The following is a 15,154-nucleotide window of genomic DNA, read 5'->3' as shown; positions in this document are numbered from 1 at the left end:
TGCCTGGATGTATAAGCCAGGCATATGAATCAGCAAGTCAGATAAGTAAATCTAATAGACCAGGAGACTCGCCATGCGCGAAGCCGTCATCGTTTCAACCGCCCGTACGCCGCTGACCAAGGCGCACCGCGGCGAATTCAACATCACTTCCGGCCCGCAGCTGGCCGCCTACGCCGTGCGCGCCGCCGTCGAGCGCGCCGGCATCGACCCGGCCCTGATCGAGGACGCCATCCTCGGCTGCGGCTACCCGGAAGGCACCACCGGCCGCAACGTCGCGCGCCAGACCGTGATCCGCGCCGGCCTGCCGATCTCGATCGCCGGCACCACCGTGAACCGCTTCTGCGCCTCCGGCCTGCAGGCGATCGCCATCGGCGCCGGCCGCATCGTGGTCGACGGCGCCCCGGCCGTGATCGCCGGCGGCGTCGAGAGCATCTCGCAGATCCGCACTCGCGAGAAGGGCGATTCGGGCATCGACCCGTGGATGCTCGAGAACAAACCCGAGCTCTACATGCCGATGATCGAGACCGCCGACATCGTCGCCGCCCGCTACAACATCAGCCGCGAAGCCCAGGACCGCTTCTCGGCCGAATCGCAGCGCAAGACCGAGGAAGCCCAGCTGGCCGGGCGCTACAAGGACGAAATCGTCGCCTGCACCACCACCATGCAGGTCACCGACAAGGAAACCGGCGCCGTCTCGCAGCGCGAAGTGACGGTCGACGCCGACACCTGCAACCGCCGCGGCACCACCTACGAAGCGCTGGCCAAGCTGGCGCCGGTGATGGGCCCGGACAAGTTCATCACCGCCGGCAACGCCTCCCAGCTGTCGGACGGCGCCTCGGCCTGCGTCATGATGGAGGCAAAGGAAGCCGAGCGCCTGGGCCTGGCCCCGCTGGGCGCCTTCCGCGGCCTGGCCGTGGCCGGCTGCGAGCCGGACGAGATGGGCATCGGCCCGGTGTTCGCGGTGCCGAAGCTGCTCAAGCGCTTCGGCCTGACGGTCGCCGACATCGACCTGTGGGAGCTGAACGAAGCGTTTGCCTCGCAGGCCATCTACTGCCAGCAGCGCCTCGGCATTCCGGACGAGCGCCTGAACGTGAACGGCGGCGCGATCTCGATCGGCCACCCGTTCGGCATGACCGGCGCGCGCCTGGCCGGCCACGTCCTGTTGGAAGGCAAGCGCCGCGGCGCCAAGTACGCCGTGGTCACGATGTGCATCGCCGGCGGCATGGGCGCGGCGGGCCTGTTCGAGATTTTCTGAGGATAGTCATGGACCTGAATTTCACCCCACAAGAAGAAGCATTCCGCGAAGAAGTGCGCGCCTTCCTGGCCGAGAAGCTGCCGCAGCGCCTGAGCGACAAGGTCGCCAACGGCAAGCACCTGACCAAGGCCGACATGGAAGAGTGGCACGCGATCCTGAACGCGCGCGGCTGGCTGGCCAACCACTGGCCGGAAGAATATGGCGGCCCGGGCTGGAACGCGGTCGAGAAGTTCATCTTCGAGAACGAGTGCGCGCTGGCGAACGCGCCGCGCATCGTGCCTTTCGGCGTCAACATGCTGGGCCCGGTCCTGATCAAGTACGGCAACGAGGCGCAGAAGCGCTACTGGCTGCCGCGCATCCTGGACGGCTCGGACTGGTGGTGCCAGGGTTACTCGGAGCCGGGCGCCGGCTCCGACCTGGCGGCGGTGAAGACGACCGCCGTGCGCGGCCTTGATGCGCAGGGCGAGCACTACATCGTCAACGGCCAGAAGACCTGGACCACGCTCGGCCAGCACGCCAACATGATCTTCTGCCTGGTGCGCACCAACCGCGAAGCCAAGAAGCAGGAGGGCATCAGCTTCCTGCTGGTCGACATGAACAGCCCGGGCGTCGAAGTGCGTCCGATCATCACGCTCGACGGCGAGCACGAGGTCAACGAGGTGTTCTTCACCGACGTGCGCGTGCCGGCGGAGAACCTGGTCGGCGAGGAGAACCGCGGCTGGACCTGCGCCAAGTACCTGCTGACCTACGAACGCACCAACATCGCCGGTGTCGGTTTCTCGGTGGCCTCGCTGGCGCGCCTGAAGCGCATCGCCGCGACCCAGACCCGCAACGGCAAGCCGCTGCTGGACGATCCGTCGTTCGCGTCGCGCCTGGCCAGGGTCGAGATCGACCTGGAAAACATGAAGACGACCAATTTGCGCGTGATCGCGGCGGTGCTAGGGGGCGGCGTGCCCGGCGCCGAAAGCTCGATGCTGAAGATCCGCGGCACCGAGATCCGCCAGGAGATCCTGTCGCTGACGCGCCGCGCGATGGGCGTGTATGCGCGTCCCTTCACCCAGGACATGCTCGACGCCGACTACGCGGGCGAGCAGTTCGGTCCGGACTTTGCAGGCGCCGCGACGGCCCAGTACTTCAACAACCGCAAGCTGTCGATCTTCGGCGGCTCGAACGAAATCCAGAAAAACATCATCTCCAAGATGATCCTCGGACTGTAAGGGGAGACACATGAACTTCGAACACACTGAAGAACGGCGCATGCTGGCGGACAGCCTGAACCGCTACATCGCCGAACAGTACGACTTCGAGACGCGCAACCGCATCGCCGCCTCCGAACAGGGCTTCTCGTCCGAACAACTGGAAAAATTCGCGGAGCTGGGCGTCATCGGCGCGCTGCTGCGCGAGGAAGACGGCGGCTTCGGCGGCGGCGGCTTCGATGTCGCCGTGGTCTTCGAAGCCCTGGGCCGTGGCCTGGTGCTCGAACCCCTGCTGGGCAGCGCCGTGCTGGCGGCCGAAGCGATTTCCTTTGCCGGCAACGCCGAACAGAAGGCCGTGCTGGAAGAGATCGCGGCAGGCGCCACCATCGTTGCCTTCGCCCACGACGAGCCGAAGACCCACTACGAACTGGCGCGCGTGCAGACCACCGCCCGCCCCGAGGGCGAAGCCTGGGTGCTGGACGGCGTCAAGGCCGTGGTGCAGGCGGGCGAATCGGCGAACGTCTTCGTCGTCTCGGCCCGTACGGCGGGCGCAATCGACGCGGAAGAAGGCATCTCGCTGTTCCTGGTGCCGAAGGATGCGCCGGGCGTCCTTGTCCGTGGCACCCCGACCATGGATGGCGGCCGCGTGGCCAACGTCAGCTTCAAGAACGTGCAGCTGACCGGCGCCGCCCTGCTGGGCGAAGAGGGCCAAGGCTACGCGACGCTGGAGCGCGCGGTCGGCCGCGGCATCCTGGCGCTGTGCGCGGAAGCCGTGGGTGCGATGGAAGCGGCCAAGGCCGCGACCCTCGACTACCTGCGCACGCGCAAGCAGTTCGGCGTCCCGATCGGTTCCTTCCAGGCCCTGCAGCACCGCATGGCCGACCTGCTGCTCGAAATCGAACAGGCCCGTTCGACCGTCATCAACGCCGCCGCCGCGCTGGAGCTTGATCGCATCACGCGCGAACGCGCACTGTCGGCAGCGAAGATGAGCATCGGCCGCATCGGCACCCTGGTGGCGGAAGAATGCATCCAGCTGCACGGCGGCATCGGCATGACCTGGGAACTGCCGATGGCCCACTTCGCCAAGCGCCTGGTGATGATCGACCACCAGCTCGGCGACGAAGACCACCACCTGGAGCGCTATATCGCTTTGGGTCGCGCATTGGGCAGCGATTCGAGCACCGAAGCGGCCGCCGCATGAGCGACGCGCTCCTGGTGCGCACCGAGGGCGCCGTGCGCGTCCTCGTCAACAGCAACCCGGCCGCGCGCAATGCGATCCGGCCGGAGCTGTACGACGCGCTGCAGACGGCCCTGCTCGAGGCGGCGGCCGACCCGGCGATCGGCGCCATCGTGCTGGTCGGCGACGGCGACTTCTTCTGCGCCGGCGGCGATTTGCGCGCGCTGGCCACGCGACGCGAACTGGTACCATCCGAACGCCGCCTGAAGATCGAGCGCCTGCACGAGACCATCCGCGCGATCCGCGCCTGCCCGAAACCCGTCATCGCGGCGGTCGAGGGTGGCGCGGCCGGCGCCGGCCTGTCGCTGGCGCTGGCCTGCGACATGCTGGTCTCGGCGCGCGACGCCTTTTTCGCGATGGCCTACGTGAAGGTGGGACTCAGCCCCGACGGTGGCGCCACCGCCTTCCTGTCGCAGTTCCTGTCGCGCCAGCTGATGACGGAACTGTGCCTGCTGGGCGAGCGGCTCACGGCCGAGCGCCTGCACGCGCTGGGCGCGGTGAACCGCCTCACCGAGCGCGGCGGCGCGCTGGCCGAAGCGCTGGCGCTGGCGGCGCGCGTGGCCGACGGCCCGGCGAACGCGAACGCGCGCATCAAGACCCTGTGCGCGCAGGCGGGTTCGAACAGCCTGGGCGAGCAGCTCGACCTCGAGGCGCAGCTGATGGTCGAGTCGCAGGGCGACGACGAGGCGAAGGAGGGCATCGCCGCCTTCTTCGCCAAGCGCGCGCCGGATTTCAAGCTGCTGCGCAAGCATCAAGAATAGCGTGCCCGGCGGCGCAAGGAGCGCGCCGGCATGCGGAGAATAGTGGAGACCATTTTGACTAGCAAATCGAATCTGCCGCTCGCGGGCGTGCGCGTGCTCGACCTGTCGCGCGTGCTCGCCGGCCCCTGGTGCGCCATGGTGCTGGGCGACCTCGGCGCCGAGGTGATCAAGGTCGAGCACCCGGAACGCGGCGACGACACGCGCGACTGGGGCATGCGCATCGGCTCGACCGAGACCGCCTACTTCAACAGCGTCAACCGCAACAAGCGTTCGGTTTGCCTCGACCTGAAGACCCCGGAAGGCCAGGAGATCGCGCGCGAACTGGTGCGAAAGAGCGACGTCGTGATCCAGAACTTCAAGTTCGGCGACGTCGAACGCATGGGCCTGGGGTACGACGAGTTGAGCAAGGACCAGCCGGGCCTGATCTACTGCTCGATCACCGGCTACGACCGCACCGGACCGGAAGCCACCCGTCCCGGCTACGACCTGGTGATCCAGGGCGAATCGGGCCTGATGGCGCTGAACGGCGAGCCGACCCAGCCGCCGCTGAAGTTCGGCGTCGCCGCGGTCGACATGATGACCGGCATGTACGCGGCCCAGGGCGTGCTCGCCGCGCTCTACGACCGCGAAAAGACCGGCACCGGCCGCCACGTCGGCATGGCCCTGTTCGACTGCGGCCTGATGATCACCGCCTACTATGGCCTGGAAGCGCTGCTGCGCGGGAACGATCCTCCGCGCTTCGGCAACGGCCACCCCTCGATCATGCCGTATGGCGTGTACGAGGCCGAGGACGGTCCGCTGGTGATCGCGGTCGGCAACAACGGCCAGTTCCTGCGTTTCTGCACCGACGTGATCAACCGCCCGGACATTGCGGCCGACGAGCGCTTCAAGACCAACCTGACGCGCACCCAGCACCGCGACGAGCTCATGCCCGAGCTGCGCCGCGAGATCGCCGCCCGCAAGCGGCGCGACCTGCTGGACGCCATGAGCCAGGTCGGCATTCCCTGCGGCGAAGTGGCCGGCCTGCACGAGGCCCTGACTTCGCAGCGCGCCGTCGACGGCGGCCTGGTCAAGACCATGCCGCACGAGGAAGTCGGCAGCGTCCAGGTGCTGGCCTCGCCGTATCGCTTCAACGGCGAGCGCCTGCCGGTTCGGCGCGCACCGCCGAAGCTGGGCGAGGGCACGGATGCGGTGCTGTCCGAGCTGCTCGGGCTGTCGGAGGACAAGCTGGCCGGGCTGAAGGAACGCGGCGTGGTCTGAGGTTGCCGTTGCGGTTCGCCTGCGCGACAGCAGGAACCCCTTCTTCGCAATCGCACTCCAATGAAACAGGCGGCGCATCCTTGCGCCGCCTGTTGGCCTTGGAGGAGTGCCAAATGAAATGTACAGCGAAACGCCTGGCGAAAGGCATGGCCAGTGCTGGCCTTGCCGCGTCCCTGCTGGCGGCCTGCGCCGGACCGGTCACGCCGCGCCAGGACCTGGTCGGGACGCCGGTTCCGCAGACCGCCGCCACCCGCACCGTCGTCATCACCCCGGAAACGCGCTACGTCAACGTGGTCGGCGGCGACGTCGTCCGCTTCGAGCGTGGCGACCGGGCGTTCGGCTGGTCCTTCGACGTCAGCCCGATCGTCGCCGTGTTCGCGCTGAACCAGGTGGCGCCGCCCGGCATGCTCGACCACGAGGTGCTGGTCTACGTCGAACCGGATCCGCGTTACTACATCGGCGGCTACCAGGTGCGCCGCTAGCATGTATGTCTCACGGGCATGCCGTACGGTGACGCCGGCGATTTGCTGCGGCCGGTTATCGTAGGGTGGGCGCCCCGTGCCCACGCGTAAACGTCGAGCATTGTTGGCTCGATAGCAATACAGAGCTAACACTATTCGCCCTTCACGCGTGGGCACGGAGTGCCCACCCTACACCGGGTCGTTCGACAGGGCGGCGGCCCTGGCGGCGCCGGCGCGCGGGTCGCGCATCCTCAGCATGGCCCCCACGGCCAGCGCCTTGGCCGCGATCGCGGTCCAGAACACCACCCCGAAGCCGAAGTGCTGGGCCAGCACGCCGCCCAGCAGGGGCCCGAGCGCCATCATCAGGTGCGAGGCCGTGTCCGATACCGCGATCAGCATCGGCAGCTCGTGGTGGGCGCCGAACTCCAGCACGAAGTTCTGCGAGGCGATCTGGTAGCCGCCCAGGCCGGCGCCCAGGCCGCAGAAGGCCAGCACGAACAGCGGCAGGCTGGTCGAGAACATCAGGGCCAGGGTGGACAGCAGCCACAATCCCACGCTGAGCAGGAACACCAGCCGGTAGCCGCGCGCGTCCGCGATCCGTCCCCACACCAGGTTGCTGGCGGTCTGGGTCAGCAGGAAGGACAGCGACAGGTAGCCCAGCGTCGCACCCGACAGGTCGATGAACTGGCCGGCATGGATGGCGTAGAAGGGCGCGGCCGCCATGCCGAAGGCGGCCAGGGCGCGGGCAGTAAAGAAGCGCGCGAACTGGCGGTCGGCGCCCAGCATGGCCGGCACGTCGCGCAGGCGTCGCGCCAGGCTGGAGGCGGCGCGCACCGCCACCGACTCCGGCTCGCGCAGGAAGCTCAAGGCCGAGATGCCGATGCTGGTCAGGATGAAGGCGACCATGAAGGTCGACGCATAGCCGTTGCCGAAGGCATTCGCCTCGACCAGGTATTTGCCCCCGAGCCAGGCGACCGCCGAGGCCGACAGCCCGCCGAGGAAGTTGCGCATGCCGGCCAGCTGGCCGCGCCGGTTGGCGGGAATGACCTTCGCCATCACGAAATTGAAGCTGACCGCCTGCATGCCCCAGAAGAAGCCGAACAGGGACAAAAATACGCAGACCGCCACCAGGGCCGCGTCGCCCTCGAGGAAGAAGCCGGACAGGGCCAGGCCGAGCACCTGGGCGCGCATCAGCCAGCCGACGCCGAACACCACCGGCATCACGCGGCGCCGGTGCTCGATCAGGGTGGCGCTCCAGATCGAGGACAGCGCCATGCCGAGCGACTGGCCGGCCAGCGCCAGGCCCACCGTCAGGTTCGATTGCGACAGCAGGAAAATATAAGCCGGCACGAAGGTCGGCGCGGTCACCAGCCGGAAGCCGGTCACGCCGAGAAAGCCGTGGACCAGGTTGGCGGCGTAGTTGCGCGGCAGGTCGCGCGCGACTTGCGTATCGTAGGCGGCCTGCTTGCGCGTGGCCGCGTCGAGCGCCGGCGGCATCGCGCTCATGCCGGCCTCGCCGTACTGTTCATGACGCGCCTTCAGCCGCGCGTGCGCGCGTTCGTGAGGTCGGCGATGCGCTCCCACTGCGCCGCGACGTCGTCGGCGCTGGCCTGCGGTCCGAGCTCGACCCAGGGGCTTTCCATGATGGCGGCCAGGCTGAAGCTGCCGCCGGCCGCCTGCAGGATGGCGCCACTTGGCGCGCCTTCGCTGCACAGGTAGACCACGCCCGGCACGATGTGCTCGGGGCCGAGCTTGTCGAGCTGCTCCTGCGGCATCAGCCCGGCCGTCATGCGCGTGGCCGCAACCGGCGAGATGGCGTTGACGTGGACGTGGCGCTTGGCGCCCTCGATCTTCAAGGTGTTCATCAGGCCGACCAGGCCCATCTTGGCGGCGCCGTAGTTGGCCTGGCCGAAGTTGCCGTACAGGCCGGACGGCGAGGTGGTCATCACGATGCGCCCGTATTCCTGCTCCATCATCACCGGCCACACGGCCCTGGTGCAGTTAAAGGCGCCCATCAGGTGCACGTCGAGCACGGCCTGGGCGTCGTCCAGTTCCATCTTCATGAAGCTCTTGTCGCGCAGGATGCCGGCGTTGTTGACCAAAATGTCGATGCGCCCGAAGGCGTTCATGGCCTGCTCGACCATGGCGGCCACGGCCGCGCGGTCGGTGACGCTGGCGCGGTTGGCGATGGCTTCGCCGCCCATGGCGGCGATCTCGGCGACCACGGCGTCGGCGGCAGTGCCGGCGCCGCGCCCGTCGGCGGCGCCGCCCAGGTCGTTGACGACGAGGCGCGCGCCGCGGCGCGCCAGTTCCAGCGCGTAGCAGCGCCCGAGGCCGCCGCCGGCGCCGGTGACGATGGCTGTTTTTCCAGCGAAGCTGATCATGGATTCGACCTTTTTTAGTGGTTACGGTATGTTGATGCGAAAATCATAGCACAGCAGTGCAGGGCATAAGCAGTACTGCGTCGCATTTTTGGAAAAGATGGTCTGCCCGGTGGCTGCCGCTATAATGCTTGCTGCTCAACTGCCCGGTGTCGCCATGGAAGAACCCGTCAACGCCAGCCGCATGACCCAGCGCTATGCGAAGAAGCGCGAGGCCATCCTGCACGAGGCCGCGCGCCTGTTCAACCGCAGCGGCATGAAGGGCGCCACCCTGTCGGACGTGGCCGGCGCCGTCGGCCTGTCTACCAACAGCATCACCTATTACTACAAGAAGAAGGAAGACCTGGTCGTCGCCTGCCTGCTGCGCTCGATCGAGACCGTGAGCGGCATCATCGCCAGCGCGGCCAGGGAGACCGGTCCCGAGCAGCGCGTCCGAGCCTTCATCCGCCTGTTCTTCGCGCGCCTGGCGCGCACCGCCGCCGGCGATGTCGCCGACGGCAGCGAAATGATGACCTTCCGCGACGTGCACCTGCTCGGCAGCCCGCATTCCGAAGTCGTGTTCGGCGCCTATGTCGAGATGTTCCGCCATTGCCGGCGGCTGCTGGCGACCGGCCCGATCAGGCCGGGCAAGCGGACCGAACTCAACGCGCGCACCCACCTGCTGCTGACGCTCACCCTGTGGACCATGTCCTGGAGCGCGCGCTACGACCCCGAGGACTACGAGCTGGCCGCCGGGCGCATGGCCGACATCCTGGTCGAGGGCATCGGGTCGAAGACGGCCGCCTGGCGCATGACCGCGCTCGACGCCGCCCTGACTGCGCCGTCGGGCGCGAGCGACAGTGCCCAGGACGCCTTCCTGCGCGCGGCCACGGCCCTCATCAACGAGGCGGGCTACCGCGGCGCTTCGGTCGAGCGCATCTCGGCCCGCCTGAACCTGACCAAGGGCGCCTTCTACCACCATCACCCCAGCAAGGAAGAGCTGATCGCGGCCTGCTTCGAGCGCAAGTTCACGGTGATCCGCGAGATCCAGCGCATCGCCATGGCCGGCAAGGGCTCCGGCTGGGACAAGCTGTGCGCCGTGTCGCGCGCCCTGGTGCGCCACCACTTTTCCGAACAGGGTCCGCTGCTGCGCACCTCGGCCTGGAGCGAGCTGCCCGAGGAGATGCGCGCGGCCAAGCTGGACGAGACCTCGCGGCTCGACCGCCGTTTCGCCAGCCTGCTGGTCGACGGCATGCAGGACGGTTCGATCCGGCCGCTCGACCAGGCCATCGCCGGCGACCTGGTGAGCGGCATGATCAACGCCGCCGTACTGCTCGACCGCTGGGTGCCGGACGTGAACGGGGAGAATGCGATCGAACTCTTCGTGCGGCCCTTGTTCGAGGGGCTGCTGGTGGAGAGGTAGATTCCTCGGTTGGCGCGTTTTAGGGGTTTCGGTATTTCGCTGTGCGAGCCGCTGCCAGGTCTCCGTTCATTTTTTCGTAAAAGGGGTATTGCACAGGCCGCGATTGCGCGATACCGTAGGGTGGGCACGGAGTGCCCACCCTACAAACGGCACGCCAAGCCGTGCCATTCACCAAGGAGGAGACACATGTCATTGTTCGATCTGAGCGGTAAAGTCGCCATCGTCACCGGTTCCTCGCGCGGCATCGGCCGGGCGATCGCGGTGCGGATGGCGGAGCAGGGCGCCAAAGTCGTCATCTCGTCGCGCAAGGCCGAGGCCTGCGCCGAGGTGGTCGCCGAGATCAATGCCGCGCACGGCGAGGGCAGGGCGATCGCGGTTCCCGCCAACATCTCGTCGAAAGAAGACCTGCAGCGCCTGGTCGACGCCACCAATGCTGCCTTCGGCAAGATCGACATCCTGGTCTGCAACGCGGCCTCCAACCCCTACTACGGCCCGATGGCGGGCATCAGCGACGAGCAGTTCCGCAAGATCCTCGACAACAACGTGTTGGCCAACCACTGGCTGATCGGGATGGTCGCGCCGCAGATGATAGCCCGCCGCGACGGCGCCATCATCATCGTCTCCTCGATCGGCGGCCTGCGCGGCTCGCACGTGATCGGGGCCTACAACGTCTCGAAGGCGGCCGACATGCAATTGGCGCGCAACCTGGCGGTGGAATTCGGACCGCACAACGTGCGCGTCAACTGCATCGCGCCGGGCCTGATCAAGACCGACTTCGCGCGCGCCCTGTGGGAAGACCCGGAGCGCCTGAAGGAAGTCAACGAGCGCGTTCCGCTGCGCCGCATCGGCGACCCGGACGAGATCGCCGGCACCGCCATCTACCTGGCCTCGCACGCGGGCAGCTTCGTCACCGGCCAGAACATCGTGGTCGACGGCGGCGTCACCATCTGAAGGAGACCGGCATGGATGAACTCCTCGCGTTCCGCCAGGAGGTGCGCGCCTGGCTCGAAGAATACTGTCCGCCCGAGATGCGCGTGCCGATGGGCGGCGACCTCGATATCACCTGGGGTGGCCGCAAGATGCAGTTCAGGTCGGACGCCCAGCACCTCTGGCTCGAGCGCATGGCCGCCAAGGGCTGGACCGTGCCCGAGTGGCCCGTCGAATATGGCGGCGGCGGCCTCACGCGCGAGCAGGCCAAGGTGCTGCGCCAGGAAATGGAAGCCCTCGGCTGCCGCGTGCCGCTGCACAGCTTCGGCATCTGGATGCTGGGCCCGGCGCTCCTCAAGTACGGCACCGAGGAGCAGAAGCGCGAACACCTGCCGCCCATCGCCCGCGGCGAGATCCGCTGGTGCCAGGGCTATTCCGAGCCGAATGCGGGCTCCGACCTGGCCTCGCTCCGGACCCGCGCCGACGACCATGGCGATCACTTCATCGTCAACGGCCAGAAGGTCTGGACCTCGTATGCCGACAAGGCCGACTGGATCTTCTGCCTGGTGCGCACCGATTTCACGGCCAGCAAGCACCAGGGCATCAGTTTCGTGCTGTTCGACATGGACAGCCCCGGCGTCTCGACCCGTCCGATCACCCTGATCTCGGGCAAGTCGCCGTTCTGCGAAACCTTCTTCGACAATGTGCGCGTCGAGAAGCGCAACCTGGTGGGCGAACTGAACGGCGGCTGGACCATTGCCAAGTACCTGCTGACCCACGAGCGCGACATGATCGGCGCGATGGGCGAGCGCGCCCGTCCGCCGGCGCTGGGCCAGTTCGCGGCCCGCTCGGTCGGCCTGGACGAACAGGGCCGGCTGGATGACCCGGTGCTGCGTGCCGACGTCGCCCGCTTCGAAGTCGACGAGGCCGCCTTCCGCCTGCTGCTCGAGCGCAGCGGCGACCTGGCGCGCCAGGGCAAGGTGCATCCGGCCTTTTCGTCGGTGCTGAAGCACTATGGCGCGGAACTGAACAAGCGCCGTTACGAGCTCTTGATGGCCGCGGGCGGCGCCGAGGCCCTGGAGTGGGAGGGCGAGCGCAGCCGCGAAGGCGAACTGGCGCGGCTCTGGCTGCGCAGCAAGGCTAATTCCATCGAGGGCGGCACGGCGGAGGTGCAGCTGAACGTCATCGCGAAACGCATCCTCGGCCTGCCGGGCGCGTAGGCCTTCACATTCGGAGTGCATTTGGAGCGCATTTGGAGAATACGATGGCACTTGTACTGAACCAGGAACAGGACATGCTGCGCGAGAGCGCGCTGCAGTTCATGAAGGAGCGCGCGCCGGTGGCCCAGTTGCGCGCGCTGCGCGATGCACGCAACGACGACGGTTTTTCGCGCGATCTGTGGGCGAGCTTCGCCGAGATGGGCTTTACCGGCGTGCTGGTGCCCGAGGCACATGGCGGCCTGGGGCTGGGCATGATGGAAGCGGGCGCCATCATGGAAGCCATCGGCCGCAACCTGACGGCCGTGCCGTTCTTCTCGACGGCAGTGCTGGGCGCCAGCCTGCTGGCGCGGCACGGCAGCGCGGACCAGCAGGGGCGCTGGCTGCCCTTGATCGCGCGCGGGGAAGCGATCGTGGCGCTGGCAATCGACGAGGCGGCGAAGCACCGGCCGGATCGCATCGGCCTGCGCGCCCGGCGTGACGGCGACGGTTACCTGCTCGATGGCGAGAAACTGTTCGTGGTCGACGGCCATGTGGCCGACCTGCTGGTCGTGGCCGCCCGCACCGACGAGGGGAGCATTGCGCTATTCCTGGTCGAGGGTGCGGCGGCCGGATTGCGACGCGAGCGGAGCATCATGGCCGACGCCCACAATGCGGCGCGCCTGGTGTTCGACGGCGTGCGCGTCGGGCCGGATACCGTGCTTGGGGAGGGGGCAAAGGTCCTCGGGGACGTGCTGGACATCGGCCGCGCCGCGCTGGCGGCCGAGCTGCTCGGCATCGCCGACGAGGTGTTCGAGCGTACCCAGTCCTACCTGAAGGAGCGGCGCCAGTTCGGCCAGATCATCGGCGAGTTCCAGGCGCTGCAGCACCGCTCGTCGGCCCTCTACTGCGACATCGAACTGACCCGGGCCATCGTGCTGGGCGCCCAGCAGGCGCTGGACGAAGGCAGTTCGAATGCGGCGGCGCTGGTATCCGCGGCCAAGTCGCGCGCCGGACCGACCGCGACCACCGCGGTGCAGGAGGGCGTGCAGATGCATGGCGGGATCGGCATGACGGACGAGTTCGAGATCGGCTTCTTCATGAAGCGGGCGCGGGTCGTCGAGGAGCTGCTCGGCGATGCGCGCTTTCACGCGGATCGCTGGGCGCGCTTGAGCGGGTATTAGGTTCGGTAGGGTGGACACCTGTGTCCACGCGGTCGTGCTTCGGAATACTGCAGTTTCTCTCTATGCCGGCGCGCTCGAATGGGAATGGCGATAGAGAGCGCCCCCGCCGGACAGCGTGGACACAGGTGTCCACCCTACGAGGTCAAGAGCGGATAGCTCGTAGGGTGGGTTCTCGAACCCACGCGGTACGGCACGTGCGGGTCGAAACGTAGGCGCGGGTACGCAAGCGCATGAAAGACCGCGTGGGTTCAAGAACCCACCCTACAAAAAAGCCCGCTACCGGAAACGGTAGCGGGCTTTTCATTCACTGGGCGGCCGTGCAAGCCGCCCTCAATCGATCACTTCAGCTTTGTAGGGGGGCAGCTGTGTCCACGCTGTCGTGCTTCGGCATGCTGCACAACCCTCCATACCGGCGCGCTCGAATGGAGATGGCGATAAGACATGCTACCGCGCCGGGCGTGGACGCATACAAATCATTGGGCGCGTAGGCTCGTAGGGTGGGTTCTCGAACCCACGCGGTACGGCGCGTGCGGATCGAAACGTAGGCGCGGGTACGCAAGCGCAAGAAAGACCGCGTGGGTTCAAGAACCCACCCTACACAAAAGCCCGCTACCGGAAACGGTAGCGGGCTTTTTATCCACCGGGCGGCCGTGCAAGCCGCCCTCAATCAATCACTTCCCGGCATTGATCGCACGCAGGAACTGCCCCTTGACCTTGCCGCCCTCGACGGTGCCGAGGATGACGTTGGCGATCGTGCCGCCCTTGGCGTCCAGGCCATCGATGTCGTTCGGGTTGTACTCAGGCGGCAGCGTGGTGTAGGCCTTTTCCATCTGGGCGCGGATCTTCTCGGCGTCGGTGGTGGTGCCGGCCAGCTTCATGGCGGCGACGGTGGCGTGCACGGTCGAGTAGTTCAGGCTAACCTCGGTGCTCGGGTCCTTGCCCGGGTTGAGCTTGCGGAAGCGCTGGGTGAAGGCGGCCGCTTCCGGACGGTCGTCGTTCGCCAGCGGCATCACGCCGATCGAGCCTTCCAGCGGGGCGATGCCGCCGACCACCTTGGCCATCTCGTCGATCTTGGCCTGGTCGAGGATGATGAAGCCGCCCTTGAAGCCCAGTTCGCGCGCCTGCTTGGCGACCAGCGCGGTCGGCTCGGAAGCGCCTCCGATGAACATGACGTCCGGCTTGGCCTGCATCGCGCGGCTCACGCCGCTGTAGAAGTCGGTCGCCTTGTTGTAGGACATCGGGTTCTCGGCGACGACCTTGCCGCCGCTGGCTTCCCAGGCCGGCTTGAAGGCGGCCGCCCAGGCTTTCGCGTAGTCGTGGTCGGCCTGGACCATGGCGACGTTCTTGCCGTGCTTGGCCATCATGGCTTTCGTGAACGGCGCGATGTAGCCGGTGAAGTCAGGCGGAATGCGGATCGTCAGCTTGTTGCCGCGTTCGGTCACCTGGGGCAGGCTGGTGTAGGCCAGCAGCAGCACCTTCGACTTCTCGTTAAAGGCCTGGACTGCGAACACGCCGCCCGAGTGCGGCACCAGCACGGCCGGCGTCTTGTGCTGCTGGACCAGGCGCTGCACGTTGATCGCGGTCTCGGACGGGTTGTACTTGTCGTCCAGGGCCACGATCTCGACCTTGTAGCGCTTGCCGCCGATTTCCAGCGGCTTGGCGTTGATCTCGGCGGCGGCCATCTCCATGCCGGACAGGACGTTCTTGCCGTAGAGCGCGGCGCCGCCGCTCAGCGGGCCCGAGAAGCCGATCTTGATGACTTCCTGGGCGTGGGCGGCGCCGCCGGCCAGGGCGAGGGTGGCCGCGGCGGCGGCCAGCAGGGTGCGGCGGGTCAGTTTCGCTTGCATCTTCATGGTGGTGTCTCCTTGGTTTTGCTTGTTGTAGGTACTACTGG

Annotated in this window: 13 protein-coding genes; 10 read left to right on the top strand and 3 right to left on the bottom strand. The window is 67.4% G+C overall.

Features of this window, described 5'->3' with window-relative positions; all coding sequences use genetic code 11:
- The first annotated feature begins 73 nt into the window (after nucleotides 1-73).
- The 6 genes from ACFOPH_RS07285 (at nucleotide 74) to ACFOPH_RS07260 (ending at nucleotide 6,191) form a co-directional block, all read left to right on the top strand.
- Nucleotides 74-1,255, top strand: coding sequence for an acetyl-CoA C-acyltransferase (locus ACFOPH_RS07285; protein WP_379734454.1), 1,182 nt, complete (start codon nucleotides 74-76; stop codon nucleotides 1,253-1,255).
- A gap of 8 nt (nucleotides 1,256-1,263) precedes the next feature.
- Nucleotides 1,264-2,472 carry an acyl-CoA dehydrogenase family protein gene (locus tag ACFOPH_RS07280; protein ID WP_312552217.1) on the top strand — a complete coding sequence of 403 codons (1,209 nt, stop codon included), beginning with the start codon at nucleotides 1,264-1,266 and terminating at the stop codon, nucleotides 2,470-2,472.
- Nucleotides 2,473-2,482: 10 nt separating this feature from the next.
- On the top strand, nucleotides 2,483-3,652 hold the full coding sequence (locus ACFOPH_RS07275) for an acyl-CoA dehydrogenase family protein (RefSeq protein ID WP_379734452.1): 1,170 nt from the start codon (nucleotides 2,483-2,485) through the stop codon (nucleotides 3,650-3,652).
- On the top strand, nucleotides 3,649-4,449 hold the full coding sequence (locus tag ACFOPH_RS07270; protein ID WP_379734450.1) for an oxepin-CoA hydrolase, alternative type: 801 nt from the start codon (nucleotides 3,649-3,651) through the stop codon (nucleotides 4,447-4,449). The genes ACFOPH_RS07275 and ACFOPH_RS07270 overlap by 4 nt, the downstream gene beginning before the upstream one ends.
- Before the next feature lie 54 nt (nucleotides 4,450-4,503).
- Nucleotides 4,504-5,709, top strand: a complete 1,206-nt coding sequence (locus tag ACFOPH_RS07265; RefSeq protein WP_379734448.1) for a CaiB/BaiF CoA transferase family protein — start codon at nucleotides 4,504-4,506, stop codon at nucleotides 5,707-5,709.
- A 113-nt stretch (nucleotides 5,710-5,822) separates the two neighbouring features.
- Nucleotides 5,823-6,191, top strand: coding sequence for a CzcE family metal-binding protein (locus ACFOPH_RS07260; protein WP_312552213.1), 369 nt, complete (start codon nucleotides 5,823-5,825; stop codon nucleotides 6,189-6,191).
- A gap of 168 nt (nucleotides 6,192-6,359) precedes the next feature.
- On the opposite strand, the gene ACFOPH_RS07255 is transcribed toward ACFOPH_RS07260, so the two are convergent.
- Nucleotides 6,360-7,676: an MFS transporter gene (locus ACFOPH_RS07255; protein WP_379734446.1), complete on the bottom strand. Its 1,317-nt coding sequence runs from the start codon at nucleotides 7,674-7,676 to the stop codon at nucleotides 6,360-6,362.
- Between the two features lie 32 nt (nucleotides 7,677-7,708).
- Nucleotides 7,709-8,554: an SDR family NAD(P)-dependent oxidoreductase gene (locus tag ACFOPH_RS07250; protein ID WP_379734444.1), complete on the bottom strand. Its 846-nt coding sequence runs from the start codon at nucleotides 8,552-8,554 to the stop codon at nucleotides 7,709-7,711.
- A gap of 154 nt (nucleotides 8,555-8,708) precedes the next feature.
- On the opposite strand from ACFOPH_RS07250, the gene ACFOPH_RS07245 reads away from it, so the two are divergent.
- The 4 genes from ACFOPH_RS07245 (at nucleotide 8,709) to ACFOPH_RS07230 (ending at nucleotide 13,260) form a co-directional block, all read left to right on the top strand.
- On the top strand, nucleotides 8,709-9,953 hold the full coding sequence (locus ACFOPH_RS07245) for a TetR/AcrR family transcriptional regulator (RefSeq protein WP_379734442.1): 1,245 nt from the start codon (nucleotides 8,709-8,711) through the stop codon (nucleotides 9,951-9,953).
- A 186-nt stretch (nucleotides 9,954-10,139) separates the two neighbouring features.
- Nucleotides 10,140-10,904, top strand: a complete 765-nt coding sequence (locus ACFOPH_RS07240) for an SDR family NAD(P)-dependent oxidoreductase (RefSeq protein WP_379734440.1) — start codon at nucleotides 10,140-10,142, stop codon at nucleotides 10,902-10,904.
- A gap of 11 nt (nucleotides 10,905-10,915) precedes the next feature.
- A complete protein-coding gene (locus ACFOPH_RS07235) occupies nucleotides 10,916-12,100 on the top strand; it encodes an acyl-CoA dehydrogenase family protein (RefSeq protein ID WP_379734438.1) in 1,185 nt (394 codons plus the stop codon).
- Between the two features lie 44 nt (nucleotides 12,101-12,144).
- Complete coding sequence (locus ACFOPH_RS07230) at nucleotides 12,145-13,260, top strand: acyl-CoA dehydrogenase family protein (RefSeq protein ID WP_312549378.1); 1,116 nt, start codon at nucleotides 12,145-12,147, stop codon at nucleotides 13,258-13,260.
- 671 nt (nucleotides 13,261-13,931) lie between these two features.
- On the opposite strand, the gene ACFOPH_RS07225 is transcribed toward ACFOPH_RS07230, so the two are convergent.
- Nucleotides 13,932-15,107 carry an ABC transporter substrate-binding protein gene (locus ACFOPH_RS07225; protein WP_312549409.1) on the bottom strand — a complete coding sequence of 392 codons (1,176 nt, stop codon included), beginning with the start codon at nucleotides 15,105-15,107 and terminating at the stop codon, nucleotides 13,932-13,934.
- Between the last annotated feature and the right edge of the window lie 47 nt (nucleotides 15,108-15,154).

This window comes from Massilia haematophila (assembly GCF_042647645.1).
Classification (GTDB): Bacteria; Pseudomonadota; Gammaproteobacteria; order Burkholderiales; family Burkholderiaceae_D; genus Telluria; species Telluria haematophila.
Note: the sequence above shows the minus strand (reverse complement) of the source record. Positions and strands in the feature narration are given on the sequence as shown.

Bases quoted from the DNA above. Each gene is read 5' to 3' on its own strand.
- ACFOPH_RS07285 (WP_379734454.1), top strand. From the start codon at position 74: ATGCGCGAAGCCGTCATCGTTTCAACCGCCCGTACGCCGCTGACCAAG.
- ACFOPH_RS07280 (WP_312552217.1), top strand. From the start codon at position 1,264: ATGGACCTGAATTTCACCCCACAAGAAGAAGCATTCCGCGAAGAAGTG.
- ACFOPH_RS07275 (WP_379734452.1), top strand. From the start codon at position 2,483: ATGAACTTCGAACACACTGAAGAACGGCGCATGCTGGCGGACAGCCTG.
- ACFOPH_RS07270 (WP_379734450.1), top strand. From the start codon at position 3,649: ATGAGCGACGCGCTCCTGGTGCGCACCGAGGGCGCCGTGCGCGTCCTC.
- ACFOPH_RS07260 (WP_312552213.1), top strand. From the start codon at position 5,823: ATGAAATGTACAGCGAAACGCCTGGCGAAAGGCATGGCCAGTGCTGGC.
- ACFOPH_RS07255 (WP_379734446.1), bottom strand. From the start codon at position 7,676: ATGAGCGCGATGCCGCCGGCGCTCGACGCGGCCACGCGCAAGCAGGCC.
- ACFOPH_RS07250 (WP_379734444.1), bottom strand. From the start codon at position 8,554: ATGATCAGCTTCGCTGGAAAAACAGCCATCGTCACCGGCGCCGGCGGC.
- ACFOPH_RS07245 (WP_379734442.1), top strand. From the start codon at position 8,709: ATGGAAGAACCCGTCAACGCCAGCCGCATGACCCAGCGCTATGCGAAG.
- ACFOPH_RS07240 (WP_379734440.1), top strand. From the start codon at position 10,140: ATGTCATTGTTCGATCTGAGCGGTAAAGTCGCCATCGTCACCGGTTCC.
- ACFOPH_RS07235 (WP_379734438.1), top strand. From the start codon at position 10,916: ATGGATGAACTCCTCGCGTTCCGCCAGGAGGTGCGCGCCTGGCTCGAA.
- ACFOPH_RS07230 (WP_312549378.1), top strand. From the start codon at position 12,145: ATGGCACTTGTACTGAACCAGGAACAGGACATGCTGCGCGAGAGCGCG.
- ACFOPH_RS07225 (WP_312549409.1), bottom strand. From the start codon at position 15,107: ATGCAAGCGAAACTGACCCGCCGCACCCTGCTGGCCGCCGCCGCGGCC.